This is a genomic window from Variovorax sp. FW305-3-2-15-B-LB1, from assembly GCF_058787635.1.
In genome coordinates this window covers 104,371-120,266 of the sequence record NZ_JBYSZY010000006.1, presented here as the reverse complement: position 1 = coordinate 120,266, position 15,896 = coordinate 104,371, and the positions used below count along the sequence as shown (strand labels likewise).

The 15,896-nt window shown below is 68.1% G+C and carries 19 protein-coding genes; 3 read left to right on the top strand and 16 right to left on the bottom strand.

Translation table 11 applies throughout. The features are described from left to right. Positions 1-26: 26 nt before the first annotated feature. The 4 genes from arsH to AC3WQR_RS05970 all read right to left on the bottom strand — a co-directional run bounded on the left by arsH (position 27) and on the right by AC3WQR_RS05970 (position 3,099). The gene (arsH, locus tag AC3WQR_RS05985) at positions 27-746 is read right to left on the bottom strand and encodes an arsenical resistance protein ArsH (RefSeq protein ID WP_095744561.1); all 720 of its coding nucleotides are present in this window, start codon (positions 744-746) and stop codon (positions 27-29) included. Next, positions 730-1,161: an arsenate reductase (glutaredoxin) gene (gene arsC, locus AC3WQR_RS05980; RefSeq protein ID WP_492729757.1), complete on the bottom strand. Its 432-nt coding sequence runs from the start codon at positions 1,159-1,161 to the stop codon at positions 730-732. The genes arsH and arsC overlap by 17 nt, the downstream gene beginning before the upstream one ends. Before the next feature lie 30 nt (positions 1,162-1,191). Then, entirely contained in the window at positions 1,192-2,478 is a 1,287-nt protein-coding gene (locus AC3WQR_RS05975) for an arsenic transporter (RefSeq protein ID WP_492741414.1), read from the bottom strand. A 303-nt stretch (positions 2,479-2,781) separates the two neighbouring features. Further along, positions 2,782-3,099, bottom strand: coding sequence for an ArsR/SmtB family transcription factor (locus tag AC3WQR_RS05970; protein WP_070059692.1), 318 nt, complete (start codon positions 3,097-3,099; stop codon positions 2,782-2,784). Positions 3,100-3,267: 168 nt separating this feature from the next. Between AC3WQR_RS05970 and AC3WQR_RS05965 the strand changes: the two genes are divergently transcribed. Beyond that, positions 3,268-3,996 carry an alpha/beta fold hydrolase gene (locus AC3WQR_RS05965; RefSeq protein WP_492741413.1) on the top strand — a complete coding sequence of 243 codons (729 nt, stop codon included), beginning with the start codon at positions 3,268-3,270 and terminating at the stop codon, positions 3,994-3,996. Between the two features lie 9 nt (positions 3,997-4,005). On the opposite strand, the gene AC3WQR_RS05960 is transcribed toward AC3WQR_RS05965, so the two are convergent. From AC3WQR_RS05960 to AC3WQR_RS05915, 10 genes are read right to left on the bottom strand one after another with little or no spacing between them, the layout of a single operon-like run. Continuing rightward, positions 4,006-4,626, bottom strand: coding sequence for a 3'-5' exonuclease (locus AC3WQR_RS05960; RefSeq protein ID WP_492741411.1), 621 nt, complete (start codon positions 4,624-4,626; stop codon positions 4,006-4,008). Continuing rightward, positions 4,623-5,009, bottom strand: a complete 387-nt coding sequence (locus tag AC3WQR_RS05955) for a TfoX/Sxy family protein (RefSeq protein ID WP_095744566.1) — start codon at positions 5,007-5,009, stop codon at positions 4,623-4,625. Before AC3WQR_RS05955 ends, AC3WQR_RS05960 begins: the two co-directional genes overlap by 4 nt. Further along, positions 5,006-5,401, bottom strand: a complete 396-nt coding sequence (locus tag AC3WQR_RS05950) for a VOC family protein (RefSeq protein ID WP_235926677.1) — start codon at positions 5,399-5,401, stop codon at positions 5,006-5,008. Before AC3WQR_RS05950 ends, AC3WQR_RS05955 begins: the two co-directional genes overlap by 4 nt. Positions 5,402-5,427: 26 nt before the next feature. Further along, positions 5,428-5,931: a GNAT family N-acetyltransferase gene (locus tag AC3WQR_RS05945; RefSeq protein WP_095744567.1), complete on the bottom strand. Its 504-nt coding sequence runs from the start codon at positions 5,929-5,931 to the stop codon at positions 5,428-5,430. A 37-nt stretch (positions 5,932-5,968) separates the two neighbouring features. Next, complete coding sequence (gene fghA / locus AC3WQR_RS05940; RefSeq protein WP_492741409.1) at positions 5,969-6,847, bottom strand: S-formylglutathione hydrolase; 879 nt, start codon at positions 6,845-6,847, stop codon at positions 5,969-5,971. Beyond that, a complete protein-coding gene (locus tag AC3WQR_RS05935; RefSeq protein WP_492741408.1) occupies positions 6,844-7,773 on the bottom strand; it encodes an alpha/beta fold hydrolase in 930 nt (309 codons plus the stop codon). The genes fghA and AC3WQR_RS05935 overlap by 4 nt, the downstream gene beginning before the upstream one ends. 19 nt (positions 7,774-7,792) lie before the next feature. Beyond that, positions 7,793-8,899: an S-(hydroxymethyl)glutathione dehydrogenase/class III alcohol dehydrogenase gene (locus AC3WQR_RS05930; RefSeq protein ID WP_070059685.1), complete on the bottom strand. Its 1,107-nt coding sequence runs from the start codon at positions 8,897-8,899 to the stop codon at positions 7,793-7,795. Positions 8,900-8,951: 52 nt separating this feature from the next. Next, a complete protein-coding gene (locus AC3WQR_RS05925) occupies positions 8,952-9,602 on the bottom strand; it encodes a glutathione S-transferase family protein (protein WP_492741407.1) in 651 nt (216 codons plus the stop codon). After that, the gene (locus tag AC3WQR_RS05920) at positions 9,599-10,444 is read right to left on the bottom strand and encodes an aromatic ring-hydroxylating dioxygenase subunit alpha (protein WP_492741406.1); all 846 of its coding nucleotides are present in this window, start codon (positions 10,442-10,444) and stop codon (positions 9,599-9,601) included. The genes AC3WQR_RS05925 and AC3WQR_RS05920 overlap by 4 nt, the downstream gene beginning before the upstream one ends. Before the next feature lie 19 nt (positions 10,445-10,463). Continuing rightward, positions 10,464-11,147, bottom strand: a complete 684-nt coding sequence (locus tag AC3WQR_RS05915) for a Rieske 2Fe-2S domain-containing protein (RefSeq protein WP_492741405.1) — start codon at positions 11,145-11,147, stop codon at positions 10,464-10,466. A gap of 171 nt (positions 11,148-11,318) precedes the next feature. On the opposite strand from AC3WQR_RS05915, the gene AC3WQR_RS05910 reads away from it, so the two are divergent. Next, positions 11,319-12,314, top strand: a complete 996-nt coding sequence (locus AC3WQR_RS05910; RefSeq protein ID WP_492741404.1) for a LysR family transcriptional regulator — start codon at positions 11,319-11,321, stop codon at positions 12,312-12,314. Positions 12,315-12,361: 47 nt separating this feature from the next. Beyond that, complete coding sequence (gene aroQ / locus AC3WQR_RS05905; protein ID WP_062470706.1) at positions 12,362-12,802, top strand: type II 3-dehydroquinate dehydratase; 441 nt, start codon at positions 12,362-12,364, stop codon at positions 12,800-12,802. A gap of 167 nt (positions 12,803-12,969) precedes the next feature. On the opposite strand, the gene AC3WQR_RS05900 is transcribed toward aroQ, so the two are convergent. Together AC3WQR_RS05900 and AC3WQR_RS05895 are read right to left on the bottom strand one after the other, a co-directional pair. After that, positions 12,970-14,544 (bottom strand): SpoVR family protein, encoded by a 1,575-nt coding sequence (locus AC3WQR_RS05900; RefSeq protein WP_223301264.1) that lies wholly within the window; start codon positions 14,542-14,544, stop codon positions 12,970-12,972. Next, entirely contained in the window at positions 14,541-15,833 is a 1,293-nt protein-coding gene (locus AC3WQR_RS05895; RefSeq protein WP_492741402.1) for a YeaH/YhbH family protein, read from the bottom strand. The genes AC3WQR_RS05900 and AC3WQR_RS05895 overlap by 4 nt, the downstream gene beginning before the upstream one ends. Positions 15,834-15,896: the final 63 nt, after the last annotated feature.

The window sequence follows — 15,896 nt, the reverse complement described above, 5'->3', positions numbered from 1 at the left end:
TTGCAAGAAGCCTGCCTGGGCTGTGACTAAATGCTGCGCAGATTCACTCGCTTGGACAGCGCTTCCGCGCTCTCGCGCCGCTCGCTGTAGCGATCGACCAGGTGGTCCGCGCAGTCGCGCGTGAGCAGCGTGAACTTGACCAGCTCTTCCATCACGTCGACCACGCGCTCGTAGTAGGGCGAGGGCTTCATGCGGCCCGCATCGTCGAACTCGAGGAAGGCCTTGGCCACCGACGACTGGTTGGGGATGGTGATCATGCGCATCCACCGGCCCAGCACGCGCAGCTGGTTCACCGCGTTGAAGGACTGCGAGCCGCCCGACACTTCCATCACCGCGAGCGTCTTGCCCTGCGTGGGCCGCACCGAGCCGACGGCCAGCGGAATCCAGTCGATCTGCGCCTTCATGATTCCGGTCATCGCGCCGTGGCGTTCGGGCGAGGTCCACACCATGCCTTCGGCCCACTGCGCGAGATCGCGCAGCTCCTGCACCTTCGGATGGTCTTCGGGTTCGCCGTCGGGCAGCGGCAGGCCGCGCGGGTCGTAGATGCGGGGCTCGGCGCCCATCGCGCGCAGCAGGCGCGCGGCCTCTTCGGTCAGCAGGCGGCTGTAGGAGCGCTCGCGCAGCGAGCCGTACAGCAGCAGGATGCGTGGTGCGTGCGTGGCGCGTGCGGTGGGCAGCAGCTCCTGCAGGCGGGGGACACGGAACGCGTCGGCGTCGAGCTGCGGGAGATCAGGGCTTGGCGACACGCTGGCCTTTCGCGTCGATCACGGCTTCGCCGTCTTCCTTGGCGAACGCGCCTTGCTGCGGCTTGGGCAGGATGTCGAGCACGGCCTCGGAAGGGCGGCACAGGCGCGTGCCCAATGGCGTGACGACGATGGGGCGGTTGATGAGGATCGGGTGCTGCAGCATGAAGTCGATGAGCTGTTCGTCGCTCCACTTGGGATCGCCCAGGCCCAGTTCGTCGTACGGTGTGCCTTTCTGGCGCAGCACCTCGCGCACGGGCACGCCCATCGCCGCGATCAGCTGCGTGAGCGTGGCGCGGTCGGGCGGGGTCTTCAGGTACTCGATGACGGTGGGCTCGTCGCCCGTGTTGCGGATCAGCGCGAGCACGTTGCGCGAGGTGCCGCAGGCGGGGTTGTGATAGATGGTGATGTCGCTCATGGCAAGCTCGTTGAGAGAAGAAAAAATGGGTCAGCCCAGGCTGAGCCGCAGCGCCAGCGCGGCGAGCGTCGCGGCCAGCACGGGCAGGGTCAGCACGATGCCGATGCGGAAGTAGTGGCCCCAGGTGATGGTCATGCCCTTCTTCGAGAGCACGTGCAGCCACAGCAGCGTGGCGAGGCTGCCGATGGGCGTGATCTTCGGGCCGAGGTCGCAGCCGATCACGTTGGCATAGACCATCGCCTCCTTCACGAGGCCGACCGCGCCCGAGGCCTCGATCGACAGCGCGCCGACCAGCACGGTCGGCATGTTGTTCATGACCGAGGAGAGCACCGCCGCGAGAAAGCCGGTGCCCATGGCCGCGCCCCAGACGCCGCCTTGCGCGAACAGGTTCAGCAGCGTGGCGATCTGGCCGGTGAGCCCGGCGTTGCGCAGCCCGTAGACCACGAGGTACATGCCCAGCGAGAAGACGACGATCTGCCAGGGCGCGCCGCGCAGCACCTGGCGCGTGCCGATCACCGGGCCGCGCGCCGCCACCGCGAGCAGGATCACCGCGCCGAAGGCGGCCACGGCGCTCACCGGCACGCCCAGCGGCTCCAGGCCGAAGAAGCCCACGAGCAGCAGCGCGAGCACGACCCAGCCGGCGCAGAAGGTGTCGCGGTCGCGGATCGCATCGGCGGGTTGCTTGAGGCGGGCCATGTCGTAGTGGGCGGGAATGTCGCGCCGGAAGCACCACAGCAGCACGCCCAGGCTCGCGAGCACGGCGGCGACGTTGACCGGCACCATCACCGAGGCGTATGCGTTGAAGCCGATGCCGAAGAAGTCGGCCGACACGATGTTCACGAGGTTCGACACGATCAGCGGCAGGCTGGCCGTGTCGGCGATGAAACCCGCGGCCATGACGAACGCCAGGGTGGTCGCCGGCGTGAAGCCGAGTGCCACGAGCATGGCCATCACGATGGGCGTGAGGATCAGCGCCGCGCCGTCGTTGGCAAAGAGGGCCGAGACCGCGGCGCCCAGCAGCACGATGAAGGCGAACAGCCGCCGGCCGTTGCCGCGCCCCCAACGGGCCACGTGCAGCGCGGCCCACTCGAAGAAGCCGGCTTCGTCGAGCAGCAGGCTGATGAGGATGACCGCGATGAAGGTCGCGGTGGCGTTCCAGACGATGGCCCAGACGACGGGGATGTCGGTGAGCTGCACCACGCCGAAGAGCAGGGCGATGACGGCGCCCAGAGAGGCGCTCCAGCCGATGCCTAGGCCGCGTGGTTGCCAGATGACCAGCACGAGCGTGAAGATGAAGATGAGAAGGGCGGGGATCATGTTCTTCTGTTCAGGGCGTGTGCACAGGCCACCGGGTACTTCCCTCCGCGAATGTCCCCCGGCCTGCGGCCTCCTCCTTGATTTCGCTGCGGGAAGCACCCAGTGTCCTGCGCACGGGGACGCGCTGTTGGTGTGCGCCGATCAACGACTGCACTGCCCCATGCTCACGTCGATGGGGTGCCTTGCGCAGCGAAATCAAGGAGGAGCCCGAAGGGCGGGGGACATTCGCGGAGCAAGGTGCCCCGTCGGCGGGAGCACGCCAGAGCGCACGCACGCTGCGTGCAACAGCACAAGCTTTCATGGTCAGCAGTCGCAGGTGGTCGCGGGAAGGCAGGCTTCCCCCTGGCAGCAGTTCTCGGTGAGGTAGCCGAGCAGGCCGTTCATCCGCTCGAACGACGCGCGGTAGATGAGGTTGCGCCCCTGGCGCTCCTGCGAGACGAGGCTCGCGTTCACCAGCTCCTTGAGGTGAAAGGACAGCCCCGTCGCCGACACCGCCAGCGCTTCGGTCAGCGCACCCGGCGTCAGCCCGTCGGGCCCGGCCACCACCAAGGCACGGAACACCCGCAGGCGCACGGGTTGCGCGAGTGCGCCCAAGGCGCGGACCACATCGTTTTCTTCCATTATTCAAGTATCTTTGAATTATTGAATCAAGGCAACCCGCGGCACAAAAAGACCGGTGGCACGAATCGGCCATTGCCCTGGCAGGCAACGGCCATCCACGACGTACCGCTTTTTCTACAGTCGCCCTCGGTCCATCCCCCAATGACGCATCCAACGAAGGAGACACCCATGTCCGACACCTATGTTCTGGTTCACGGCGCCTGGCACACCGGCGCCGAAATGGAGGCCGTGGCCGACGGCCTGCGCGCGGCCGGCCACACCGTGCATTGCCCCACCGTGGCGGGCAACAACCCCGGCGACGACCGCGCGAACACCGGTCTGGCCGACGCCATCGCGTCGGTGGTCCGCTTCATCGAGGGCAAGGACCTCACACAGGTGCGGCTCGTGGGCCACAGCTACGGTGGCATGGTGATCTCGGGCGTGGCCGACCGCATCGCGGCGCGGCTGCGGCGGCTGGTCTACATCAACGCCTTCGTGCCGCTCGACGGCGAAGCGCTCAACGACATGGTGCCGCCGCATTACGTGACCATGTTCGATGCGGTGGCGGCCGCCAACCACAACGCCGTGACGCTGCCCTTCGAGATCTGGCGCGAAGCCTTCATCAACGACGCCGACCTGGCGCTGGCGCAGTCCGCCTACGACCAGCTCAACCCGCACCCGTACCGCACCTTCACCGACAAGATCCAGCTGAAGCAGCCGCTGGCGGCGCTGGCGCTGGGCAAGTCGTACGTCAACTGCCAGCAGGACACGGCGCTGCCGCACAGCCTGCCGTGGCATCCGCGGCTGTCGGAGCGGCTGGGGTTGTTCCGGCTCGTGGAGTGCCCGGGCAGCCACGAGATGTTCTTCTCGAACCCGCAGCGGCTGGCGCAGGCGATCCTCGAAGCGGGGCGCGACTGACGGAAGACTTCAGCCGTTCGGAAAGAGCGCGTCGAACACGCGCAGCGACGCATAGGCGTCGTTGGCCGCGTAGCGGATCTGCGATTCGGTGAGCTGCTTGTGCGCCCAGTTCGACGTGGTCGCCTTGCGCGACTTGGCGAAGCGGCGGTTGAACATCAGCGCCACCGCCGTTTTCACGCCCACCGAGCGGCGGTAGCCGCGCCGGCGGAACTCGTCGTCGATGTCGAACACGGCCTGCGGTGCAATCGCCAGCCGCAGGCGGATCAGCGACAGGTCGCTCGAGAGCCCGAAGCCGACCTTGCGCAACTCGGTGGACGCGAGCAGGCCCGCGACCACGGGGGTGCATTCGTCGCGGTGCAGCTGGAACAGCCAGGCCGTGTCGCGCGTGGCGAACTGCACGACGTGCGGGCCGGTCGACACTTCGTTCTTCGCGAAGGTGGGGCGCGACTCGGTGTCGAAGCCCGCCACGCCGGCGTCGAGCAATTCGTCCGCGGCGCGCTCGGCTTCGGCGAGCGAGCTGACGACCACGATGTCTTTCAGGTCGAGGCTGTCGAAGGGGTCGAGCAGTGCGATCTGTTCGCGCTCGGGAAGCGGAGGGAGCCGGTGGCTGTTGTTGTGGGGGGCGTTCACCGGGTCTTCGCTTTCGCGGCCTTGGGGGTTGTCTTGGGTTTGGGCTTCTTCGGCTTCGGCGGCTGGCCCGAACGCAGCGCGGCCTCGTAGGCCAGTCGGCCCCAGCGCGCGGCTTCCTCGCGGTCTTCGAACAGGTCGGCTGGCGCGAGGCGGTACGACATCGGCATCTCCTTGCCTTCGCGCACGTAGGTGAAGGGCGGCAGGTTCAGCGCGTCGAAGTGCGCGGCGCTGCCGGCGTCGGCCTTGAGGTACAGCGTGTCCTTCGCAACGAGCGCGATCATGCGGCCTTCGTGCCACACGCCGTGGCCGCCGAACATGCGGCGGGTCTCGATGCGGCCGAGGCGTTCGAAGGTCTCGTGCAGGCTTTGAACAAAGACGCTCATGACGTGATCTCGATGCGGTTGCCGTCCGGGTCGAGCACCACGCTCTCGTAGTAGCCGTCGCCGGTGCGGCGCGGGCCGTCGAGCAGCGGATAGCCGTCGGCCTTCAGCCGCTGCGTGAGCGCATCGACCTCGGCGTCGGAGCCGACCGAGATCGCCAGGTGCGTCCAGCCCATGCGCTGCGCGCCGGCCTCGGCGACGACGGGCGAGAGGGTGCTGGTGGTCATGGCCTCGATGCGCGCGCCGTCGCCCAGGCTCAGGAAGCACGAGGCGAAGCCCTTGGCCGGGTTGACGTAGCCGGCGCCGGCGGTGGCGCCGAAGTAGTCGACGTAGAAGCGCTTGCAGCGTTCGAGGTCGGTGGTCCAGAGGGCGATGTGGTCGATGCGGATGCGCATGGGGCAGGAAGGAAGTGCGGAGGGTGTCAGCCCGTGCGCCAGGGCGCGCGGGCAGGCGACCAATGGTAGGCGATGCGTTCGCGCCCGCTGCCCGGATGCCGGTCGACCACGCCGCGCACGAGGCCGTAGCGTTCGTAGAAGCGCTGCGCCTCGGTGTTGGTGACGGCCACGTGCAGCCGCCAGCCGTGCGGCATGCGCACGCAGGCCTCGTCGAGCAGCGCCTTGCCCAGGCCCTGGCTGCGCAGGTGCGGTTCGACGAACAGCTGGGCCACGTACTCGCGCGCCGTGAGCAGCACCATGAAGGCCAGCACCTGGCCGTCGCGTTCGGCCAGCACCACGTCGGCGGGTGGGATGAATTCGGTCTGCACACGCCGCAGCCAGTGGCCGATGGGCTCGACGTGGACGGCGCTGCGGTTGGCCGACACCCAGGCGCGGCGCCAGATGCCCGCGAGCACCATGTTCTCTTCGGCGCCGCCATCGCGCGAGCGCAGCTGGAAGGCAGGAATCTGGGCGGCGGACATGCGGACCATGATAGCCACGCCGGGTGCGAACCGCACCCCTTTGTGGTCAGCCGTTCAGCGTCTGCGCGTGGTGCGCGATGTGGTCCGCCATGAAGCTCTGGATGAAGTAGTAGCCGTGGTCGTAGCCCGCGTGGCGGCGCAGCGTGAGCGGCTGGCCGGCGGCGAAGCAGGCGGCCTCGAAGACCTCGGGGTGCAGCTGCTCGGCGAGGAATTTGTCGGCCAGGCCCTGGTCGATGAGGATGCCCTGCGGATAGGGCGCCACGGTCTGCGATTGCATCAGCGCGCTGGCGTCGTGCGCGAGCCATTGCGCGCGGTCGTCGCCGGGTTCGCCCAGGTAGCCGGCGAAGGCCTTCTGGCCCCACGGGCACTGGGTGGGCGCGCAGATCGGCGCGAAGGCCGAGAGCGACTTGAAGCGCCCCGGGTGCCGCAGCGCCAGCGTGAGCGCGCCGTGGCCGCCCATCGAGTGGCCGAAGATGCCGATGCGCTCGCCGTCGATGGGAAAGTGGCGGGCCACCAGCGGCAGCAGCTCGTGGACGATCCAGCTTTCCATGCGCCAGTGCGTGGCCCAGGGCTCGGCGGTGGCGTCGAGGTAGAAGCCGGCGCCGATGCCGAAGTCCCAGCTGTCTTTTGCGCCCGGCAGGCTTTCGGGTTCGGCGCCGCGCGGGCTGGTGTCGGGCGCGATGAGCGCAACGCCCAGGCTCGCGGCCATGCGCTGCGCGCCGGCCTTCACCGCGAAGGTCTCTTCGTTGCAGGTCAGGCCGGCAAGGTAGAGCAGGGCGGGCACGCGCGTGTGCGCGGCCTGCGGCGGCAGATAGACCGAGAAGCGCATCGGCAGGCCGATCTCGTGCGAGCGGTGCTCGATGAAGCGCTGCACGCCGCCGAAGGCGTGGTGTTCGGAAAGGAGTGTCGGGGTGGTGTCGGTCATGAAGAAGAGGTCGTCTGGCCGCGCAGCGCGGGCACGAGTTCGAGCACGGCGTCGGCGAAGGTGCGCGGCGCTTCCTGCGGCAGGTTGTGGCCTGCGCCGGGCACGAGGCGGTGCGAGCGCGGCCCGCTGAAGCGGTGCGCGTGGGCCGAGGCATCGGCGGGCGGTCGCACGCCGTCGTCGATGCCGTCGAAGGTGATGGCGGGCACGGTGATCGTCGGCTGCGCGGCAAGGCGGCGTTCGATGTCGGCATACGCCGGGTCGCCGGGCACGAGGCCGAAGCGGTGGCGGTACGAATGGATCACCACGTCCACGAAGTCGGGGTGGTCGAAGGCGGCGGCGCTGCGATCGAAGGTGGCGTCGTCGAACCGCCATGTCGGTGACCACAGCTGCCACAGCAGCTTCGTGAGGGCCTTGCGGTCCTTCGCGAGGCCGGCGCGGCCGCGTTCGCTGTGGAAGTAGTACTGGTACCAGAGGCTGTGCTCGTTGGCGGGCGTGTCGGGTTCCATCGCCTTGGCGATGTTCTGGATGTTGTAGCTGTTGAGCGAGACCAGCCCGGCGCAGCGTTCGGGCCAGAGCGCCGCCACGACGCAGGCGGCGCGGCCGCCCCAGTCGTAGCCAGCCAGCACGGCACGCTCGATCTTCAGCGCGTCGAGCAGTGCGAGCAGGTCGGCGCCGAAGGCCGCCTGTTCGCCCGAGCGTGGCGTGGCGTCACTCAGGAAGCGTGTGGCGCCGTAGCCGCGCATGTACGGCACGATCACGTGGCAGCCTTGGGCGGCCAGCATCGGCGCGACCTCGGCGTAAGTGTGAATGTCGTATGGAAAGCCGTGCATCAGCAGCACGGGCGGGCCGTCGGCCGGGCCGGCCTCGTAATAGGCGATCTCGAGGACGCCCGCTTCGATGGTGCGCAGGGGTTCCATGCGGTTCATGGCGGGCGCCTCCTCGGGCTCAGTACAGAACGACGCCGCGGATGGACTCACCGCGCTTCATGAGATCGAAGCCCTTGTTGATGTCTTCCAGCGGCATGGTGTGCGTGATCAGGTCGTCGATGTTGATCTTGCCTTCCATATACCAGTCGACGATCTTCGGCACGTCGGTGCGCCCGCGCGCGCCGCCGAAGGCCGAGCCTTCCCACTTGCGGCCGGTGACCAGCTGGAACGGGCGCGTGCTGATCTCCGCACCGGCCTCGGCCACGCCGATGATGATGCTGCGGCCCCAGCCCTTGTGCGTGCACTCGAGCGCCTGGCGCATCACCTGCGTGTTGCCGATGCACTCGAAGCTGTAGTCGGCGCCGCCGTCGGTCAGCTGCACGATGGCGTCGACCACGTTCTCGGTGGTCTTGGGGTTGATGAAGTGCGTCATGCCGAACTGGCGCGCCATGGCTTCGCGCTCGGGGTTCAGGTCGACGCCGATGATCTTGTCGGCGCCCACCATCTTGGCGCCCTGGATCACATTCAGGCCGATGCCGCCCAGGCCGAACACCACGACGTTCGCGCCGGCTTCGACCTTGGCCGTGAAGATCACCGCGCCGATGCCGGTGGTGACGCCGCAGCCGATGTAGCAGACCTTGTCGAAGGGCGCGTCTTCGCGGATCTTGGCCAGCGAGATTTCGGGCGCGACCGTGTAGTTGCTGAAGGTGCTCGTGCCCATGTAGTGGAAGATGGGCTTGCCGTCGAGGCTGAAGCGGCTGGTGGCGTCGGGCATGAGGCCCTTGCCCTGCGTGCCGCGGATCAGCTGGCACAGGTTGGTCTTGCGGCTCAGGCAGAACTTGCACTGGCGGCATTCGGGCGTGTACAGCGGAATGACGTGGTCGCCCTTTTTCAGCGTGGTGACGCCGGGGCCGACGTCGACCACGATGCCCGCGCCTTCATGGCCCAGGATGGCGGGGAAGATGCCTTCGGGGTCGGCGCCCGAGAGCGTGTAGTAGTCGGTGTGGCAGATGCCGGTGGCCTTGATCTCGACCAGCACTTCACCGAACTTGGGGCCCTGGAGGTCCACGGTTTCGATGGTCAGGGGTTGGCCTGCTTGCCAGGCGACGGCGGCTTTGGTTTTCATGGGATTCGGTTCTTCAGAGAGCGGAGGGGGACAAGGATACTCAGGCGAGCCTTCAGGCGGGGCCAGCCGGGAAGATACCCGACATGCCCACAAAGCCCGGCAGGTGACGAAAGTCCCAGACCCAGCGGCGCAGCGCGGGAAACTCGTCGAGCGAGATGCCGCCTTCGCCCGCCAGCGCCACGTACGGAAAGCAGGCGAGGTCGGCAATGGTCGGCTCGGGCGCGGCCACGAGCCAGCGCAGGCCGGTGGCGGCGTGCTGCTCGGCCAGGTGGTCGTCGAGCACGCGGAAGGCCGCGCGCGCACCGCGCCGGCAGGCCTCGATGTCCAGGTGCGTGTAGCCCAGTGCGTCGTGCAGCCGGGCGGCCGAGGCGGTGCGCGTGATCTCGTCGGCCATGGCGAGCCACATCGCGACCTGGCCGCGCAGCTTGGGGTCGGCGGGGTACCAGCGGCACTGCGCATCGTCGTAGCGGCTCGCGAGGTAGACCAGGATGGCCTGCGCGTCGCGCAGCACGAAGCCCCCGTCGTCGATCACCGGGAGCTGGCCGAGCGGGTTGACCTGCTCGAGGAATCTGGCGGACTTGTGTTCGCGACCCGGATGGAAGTCGACCGGCACGCTCGCATGGTCCACGCCGAGCCACAGCAGCATCTGCCGCACCTTGAAGCAGTTGCCCGAGAGCGGGTAGTCGTAGAGCCTGACGGTCATGCGGCGGCCCTCGCGGTGCCGAAGCGCATGCCGCGCTCGCGCAGCCAGCGGCGGTAGGTGACGGAGGTGGTGTCGCCGCGCGTGGGCGTTTCGGCGCGGCCTTCGAGCGGCATGCGCTTGAAGGCGTGGTTCTCCAGGATCGGCTTGTCCTGCCCGAAGATGGTGTGCTGGAAGGCGATGAGCTCGGCGTCGGTCGACACGTCGTCGAAGTAGGCCAGCAGCGTGTGAGCGATGACGTGCTCGTCGTCCACGGGTTGCAGGAACAGGCCGATGGCGTCGAGCTTGTCGGGCCGGTGGCTCGACTTGTAGAGCATGGCCGAGAAGGGCTGCATCACGCGGTACTTGTAGAACACCTCGCTGCCCGTGTCGTGGGCGGCCGAGGCGCGGGGTTGCCAGAAGCGGCAGTCGGTGGCCCAGATCTCGTCGGTGTCGCCGTCGACCTCGACGTTGTACTTGGCGACTTCGGTGTGCGGCACCTTGCCGAGGTAGTCGGGGTGCACGAAGGGAAAGTGCGCCATGTCCAGGAAGTTCTCGATCACGCGCAGGCCCGACACGGCCACGCCGAGCCCGCCGCAATCGACGATGCGGCGGCCGGGTTCGTCGTATTCGGGGAAGGCGAACAGCGGGCGCGCCGGGCGGCCACTCGGGCAGACCCAGAGGAAGCCGTAGCGCGATTGCACGGTGAGTGCGTCGTTGCCGAGGAGGGCGTGCGGTGTGCCGTCGGCATCGGTGTGCAGGTGCAGGGTGTCGCCGAGCAGCCGCGCTGTGCGCGGCAAGCCGCTGGCGGGGCCGACGACGAGCCAGTCGTCGAGCATGTTGGGATCGTCGGTGACGAAGGGCATGTTGCTTCTTTCTTCCTGTTCAGGGCGATGCAGCGGCTTCGATGTCGCTGCGCAGCTGGCGCGCCGCGCGGTGCACCCGGGCCATCGCGTCGGAGCCGGGGGCCGCGTCGGTCCACAGGTGCAGGAAGCTCAGCTGCGGCTGGGCGTCGAGCAGCAGCGCGGCGACGGGCGATTCGCCCAGCGTGCCTTGCCATGCATCGGGCGTTCCCGTCGATGCGAAGCCTTGCGGCGCCAGCGCAGCGCGCACCTCGGACGCGGCCACGCGCAGGGTCAGCGTGCGGGCGAGGTGCCAGCCGGTGGGTACGGTGGCGGCCAGTTCAGGTGGCGCGGCCGGGCCGTCCGCCGCCAGGCGCACCCACAGCATGCCCGCGGCATCTGCCGTGGCGAACACCTTGGCGCAGACATTGCGCGGCGCTTGCATGGCCGGGTGCGCCGGGATGCGCACGCACGCGCCGCTGCCGGCCTCGTACTGCCAGCCGTGGTACGCGCAGGCCAGGCGGTCGCCGCTGGTCACCTGGCCGAGTGTGAAGCGCACGCTGCGGTGCGGGCAGCGGTTCTCCCAGGCTTGCGGGGAGCCATCGGCCGCGCGCCACAGCGCGAGCTCCTGGCCTTGCGCGAAGCCGGCGACGATGTTGGCGCCGGCGCGCACCTCGGCGGAGGGGGCGACGGGGTGCCAAGCCTGTGATGCGGCGGAAGGGTTCATGGGTCTTGATCGTGGGGGCGGCGGGGAAGGGCGCCGCGAATCGGCATAGCATCGACCATGCCCTTGTCGGCGGTGCCGCCTACCGTAGCGTGTCCGCCGCACCGATGAAAGCCCCATGCCAAGACGCTCCTTTTCATTCCTGCAACGACGGCCCGCGCGGCGGTGGTGCCCATGACGGCCGGGCGCATCGATCTCGCACTGGTCGAGGCCTTCGTGCTCGTGATGAAGAGCGGCAGCCTCACCAAGGCCGAGAGCCTGTCGGGCGTGTCGAAGGCCACGCTGAGCCGGCAGCTCACGCGGCTGGAGGAACTGCTGGGCGCCCAGCTGTTGCTGCGCAGCTCGCGCCGCATCGCGCCCACGGAGGCCGGGCGTGCGTTCTTCGCACGCTGCGAGGGGCTGCTCGGCGAGGTGAGCGGCCGGCTGGAAACGGCGCGCACCGAGGTGCAGGAGCTCACGGGCGGGGTGTCGGGGCGGCTCACGCTGCTGTCGGACACGCAGTTCAGCACCTCCTTCGTCTGCCATGTGGTGCGGATCTTTCTCGAATCGCACCCGAACGTGCGCTGCCAGCTCGACGTGGCGAACGGCACCCAGGCCCCGCAGATCGGCGAGGTCGATTGCTATGTGGGCTCGGCGCCGCCCGACCTGCCGGACCTGGTCGCCAAGCTGCTGGGCCGGCTGGCCTACGGCCTGTATGCGAGCCCGCAGTACCTGGCGCGGCACGGCACGCCGCAGACGCCCGAGGCGCTGGCGCAGCACCGGATGATCGCGATGCGTGAGCCGTCGGGGCCGCCGTCGCCGCTGCGGCTGGTGTCGCAGCAGGCCTCGGGGCGCCATGTGGTGCGCACGGAGCCGGCCTTCGAGACCAACGACCACTGGGTGATGAAGACTTTCTGCATCGACGGCCTGGGCATTGCACCGCTGCCGGTGTTCTTCGCCGGGCCCGAGGTGGCGCAGGGCGTGCTGGTGCCGGTGCTGCCGCAGTGGCCGCCGGAGGCGCGGCGGCTGTACTGCGCCTACCAGCGGCAGCGCTACATGGGGCAGAAGCTGCGGGCCTTCGTCGACCTGATGGCGCGCTGCGTGGCGGACATCGGCTCGTACAACCACTACGTGGGGTCGACCGCGGCGGTGTCACCTGCACGGCGGGCGCGGTCGGCGGCGCGACCATAATCGGCTTTCTTCTTCCTGCATCCGCCAGCTTCCTTCACCGATCCATCATGAAGAAAATCCTCGTCCTCAACGGCCCCAACCTCAACCTGCTCGGCACGCGCGAGCCCGAACAGTACGGCCGCGACACGCTCGCCGACGTCGAACGCCTGTGCAAGGAGACGGGCGCGAAACTCGGTGTGGAGATCGAGTGCCGCCAGTCGAACCACGAAGGCGTGCTGATCGACTGGGTCCAGGAGGCGGGCCGCGAAGTGGCCGCCGGCAACATGCTGGGCGTAGTGATGAACCCGGGCGCCTACACCCACACGTCGATCGCGCTGCACGACGCCATCAAGGGGGCGAGCGTGCCACTGATCGAGCTGCACATCTCGAACGTGCATGCACGGGAAGAGTTTCGCCACCACTCGTACATCTCGCCTGCGGCGCGCGGGATCATCGTGGGGCTGGGGGTGAAAGGCTACACGCTGGCGATTGCTGCGCTGGTTCCCTGAGGCTGTCTTCGGGGGGCGTGCGCAGGACACCGGGTACTTCCCTCCGCGAATGTCCCCCGGCCTGCGGCCTCCTCCTTGATTTCGCTGCGGGAAGCACCCAGTGCCCTGCGCACGGGGGCACGCTTCGGGCGAACGGCTGATCAAGAGCCGCTCTGTATCGCAGCGTCTCAGTAGGTCTGCTTGGGCGCGGCAGCCTTCCAACTGCGGCTGACCCGGCCTGCGCTGTCGACGCTTTCCAGGTGCACGTCGAAGCCCCAGAGCCTTGCGACGTGCTTCAGCACTTCTTCGGCGTTGTCGTTCAGCGGCAGGTTGTTGCGCTGCGTGTGGCGCAGCGTGAGCGAGCGGTCGCCGCGCGTGGCCACGCTCCAGACCTGGATGTCGGGCTCGCGGTTGCCGATGTCGTACTGGCGTGACAGCGATTCGCGCAGCGCCTGGTAGCCGCTGTCGTCGTGGATGGCCGACACCTCGAGCTCCGATTCGCTCTGGTAGTCGCGGATCGAGAACAGGCGGAAATCGCGCATCGTCTTGGGGCTGAGGAACTGGCCGACGAAGCTCTCGTCCTTGAAGTTGCGCATCGCGTAGTCGAGCGTCTTGACCCAGTCGGTGCCCGCGAAGTCGGGGAACCAGCGGCGGTCTTCGTCGGTCGGCTTTTCGCAGACGCGGCGCAGGTCGGTGAACATCTTGAAGCCCAGCGCATAGGGGTTGATGCCGCTGTAGGCGCGGTGGCCCACGGGCGGCTGGAACACCACGCTGGTGTGCGAGCTGAGCCATTCCATCATGAAGCCGTCGTCCAGCTGGCCGCGGTCGTACATGGTGTTGAGCAGCGTGTAGTGCCAGAAGGTGGCCCAGCCTTCGTTCATGACCTGGGTCTGGCGCTGCGGGTAGAAGTACTGCGCGATCTTGCGCACGATGCGCACCACCTCGCGCTGCCACGGCTCGAGCAGGGCGGCGTTCTTCTCGATGAAATAGAGCAGGTTCTCCTGCGGCTCGGGCGGAAAGCGGCGCGCGGCCTCCGACTCGGCCGCTTGTTCGCTCTTGCGCGGCAGCGTGCGCCACAGGTCGTTCACCTGCTGCTGCATGTGGCGCTCGCGGTCGGTGCGCTGCGCGCTCTCTTGTGCCAGCGAACGCTTCTGCGGACGGCGGTAGCGGTCGACGCCGTAGTTCATGAGCGCGTGGCAGGAGTCGAGCAGGTCTTCCACCGCGTCGAGGCCGTGGCGTTCCTCGCACTCGGCGATGTAGTGCCGCGCATAGACGAGGTAGTCGATGATCGACGACGCGTCGGTCCACATGCGGAACAGGTAGTTGCCCTTGAAGAAGCTGTTGTGACCGTAGGCCGCGTGCGCGATCACCAGGGCCTGCATGGCCATGGTGTTTTCTTCCATGAGGTAGGCAATGCACGGATCGGAGTTGATGACGATCTCGTAGGCCAGCCCCATGTGGCCGCGCTTGTAGTTCTTCTCGGTGGAGATGAACTGCTTGCCGTACGACCAGTGCCTGTAGATCATGGGCATGCCCACGCTGGCGTAGGCGTCCATCATCTGCTCGGCCGTGATCACCTCGAGCTGGTTCGGGTAGGTGTCCAGGCCGAAGCTCCTCGCGGTCTTCGCGATTTCGGTGTGGTACGTCTCGATGAGCTCGAAGGTCCAGTCGGACGGGCTGGGCAGACGCTCGAGGCGGGAGGTGGGCAGGTCGGTGCTGCGCGGCAGGACAGGGGCCCCGGGAGGGCGTTCGGTGGTGATCATGTGGGCACCCCTTCCTTCTTGAACAGGTCGCGGAACACCGGGTAGATGTCCTGCGCGTCCGATACCTTGCGCATGGCGAAGTTGGGCGCTACGCCTTCGAGCTGCTGGTACTCCTGCCACAGGTTCTGCTCGGTCTCGGCCACCTGCACGTAGGCGTAGTAGCGCACCACGGGCAGGATGTTGTCGACCAGCAGTTCGCGGCAGCGGCCGCTGTCCTGGTGCCAGTTGTCGCCGTCGCTGGCCTGGGCGCCGTACACGTTCCATTCGCCGCTGGCGTAGCGGGCCTTGATGATCTCGTCCATGAGCACCAGCGCGCTCGACACCACGGTGCCGCCGGTTTCTGTGGCGTGGAAGAACTCTTCTTCGGTCACTTCCTGCGCTTGCGTGTGGTGGCGCAGGAACACGAGGTCGATGCGCTCGTAGTGCCGCGTGAGAAACAGGTACAGCAGCATGAAGAAGCGCTTGGCCATGTCCTTGCGCGCCTCGTCCATCGAGCCCGACACGTCCATGAGGCAGAACATCACGGCCTTGGCGCTGGGCACAGGCGTTTTCACGCGGTTGCGGTAGCGCAGGTCGATCGGGTCGATGTAGGGCACGTGCCGCATGGTGCGGCGCAGCTCGGCGATGAGATCCTCGGTTTCGCGGATTTCCTTCTGGATCAGCGCGGTCTCGACCTGCGGATGCACTTTCAGGACCAGGAGGTGCGCTTCCAGGCGCTTGAGTTCCTTGCGCGGTTCGCCGCCCAGCGCAATGCGCCGCGCCAGCGCGCCGCGCATGGAGCGCACCACGTGCAGGTTGTTCGGCGAGCCGTCGCTGGTGAAGCCGGCGCGGTGGCTCTTCCATTCGGGCACCTCGGCGATCTGGGTGCGCACGAGGTGGGGCAGCGCAAGGTCGTCGAAGAAGACGCGCATGAACTCCTCGCGCGTGAGGCGGAAGACGAAGTCGTCCTCGCCTTCGCCGCTGTCGCTGGCCTCGCCGCTGCCCGAGCCACCGCCGCCCTGGCCCTCGGGGCGCGCAATGCGGTCGCCCTTGAGGTATTCCTGGTTGCCGGGGTGCACGTACTCGCGGTCGCCGCCGCGCGCATGGCCGAACACCGGCTCGGAGACATCGTGGCGCGGCAGGGTCACGTCTTCGCCTTGCTCCAGCTCGCGGATGTTGCGCCCGCTGACCGCGCGCCGCACCGCCTCCTGGATCTGGCCCTTGTAGCGCCGAAGGAAGCGCTCGCGGTTGCCGATGGACTTGTTCTTGCCCGAGAGCCGACGATCGATGATCTGCTGCAGGATGGCCACGATGTTTTCAAAGCTCCTTGCAAAACGGTGGACGGTGCGCTGGTTAGGTCCTTCGCACGCGTC

What these genes read in the sequence shown, in the direction of transcription:
- arsC (WP_492729757.1), bottom strand. Translation starts at nt 1,161, where the DNA reads ATGAGCGACATCACCATCTATCACAACCCCGCCTGCGGCACCTCGCGC.
- AC3WQR_RS05975 (WP_492741414.1), bottom strand. Translation starts at nt 2,478, where the DNA reads ATGATCCCCGCCCTTCTCATCTTCATCTTCACGCTCGTGCTGGTCATC.
- AC3WQR_RS05970 (WP_070059692.1), bottom strand. Translation starts at nt 3,099, where the DNA reads ATGGAAGAAAACGATGTGGTCCGCGCCTTGGGCGCACTCGCGCAACCC.
- AC3WQR_RS05965 (WP_492741413.1), top strand. Translation starts at nt 3,268, where the DNA reads ATGTCCGACACCTATGTTCTGGTTCACGGCGCCTGGCACACCGGCGCC.
- AC3WQR_RS05955 (WP_095744566.1), bottom strand. Translation starts at nt 5,009, where the DNA reads ATGAGCGTCTTTGTTCAAAGCCTGCACGAGACCTTCGAACGCCTCGGC.
- AC3WQR_RS05950 (WP_235926677.1), bottom strand. Translation starts at nt 5,401, where the DNA reads ATGCGCATCCGCATCGACCACATCGCCCTCTGGACCACCGACCTCGAA.
- AC3WQR_RS05945 (WP_095744567.1), bottom strand. Translation starts at nt 5,931, where the DNA reads ATGGTCCGCATGTCCGCCGCCCAGATTCCTGCCTTCCAGCTGCGCTCG.
- fghA (WP_492741409.1), bottom strand. Translation starts at nt 6,847, where the DNA reads ATGACCGACACCACCCCGACACTCCTTTCCGAACACCACGCCTTCGGC.
- AC3WQR_RS05935 (WP_492741408.1), bottom strand. Translation starts at nt 7,773, where the DNA reads ATGAACCGCATGGAACCCCTGCGCACCATCGAAGCGGGCGTCCTCGAG.
- AC3WQR_RS05930 (WP_070059685.1), bottom strand. Translation starts at nt 8,899, where the DNA reads ATGAAAACCAAAGCCGCCGTCGCCTGGCAAGCAGGCCAACCCCTGACC.
- AC3WQR_RS05925 (WP_492741407.1), bottom strand. Translation starts at nt 9,602, where the DNA reads ATGACCGTCAGGCTCTACGACTACCCGCTCTCGGGCAACTGCTTCAAG.
- AC3WQR_RS05920 (WP_492741406.1), bottom strand. Translation starts at nt 10,444, where the DNA reads ATGCCCTTCGTCACCGACGATCCCAACATGCTCGACGACTGGCTCGTC.
- AC3WQR_RS05915 (WP_492741405.1), bottom strand. Translation starts at nt 11,147, where the DNA reads ATGAACCCTTCCGCCGCATCACAGGCTTGGCACCCCGTCGCCCCCTCC.
- AC3WQR_RS05910 (WP_492741404.1), top strand. Translation starts at nt 11,319, where the DNA reads ATGACGGCCGGGCGCATCGATCTCGCACTGGTCGAGGCCTTCGTGCTC.
- aroQ (WP_062470706.1), top strand. Translation starts at nt 12,362, where the DNA reads ATGAAGAAAATCCTCGTCCTCAACGGCCCCAACCTCAACCTGCTCGGC.
- AC3WQR_RS05900 (WP_223301264.1), bottom strand. Translation starts at nt 14,544, where the DNA reads ATGATCACCACCGAACGCCCTCCCGGGGCCCCTGTCCTGCCGCGCAGC.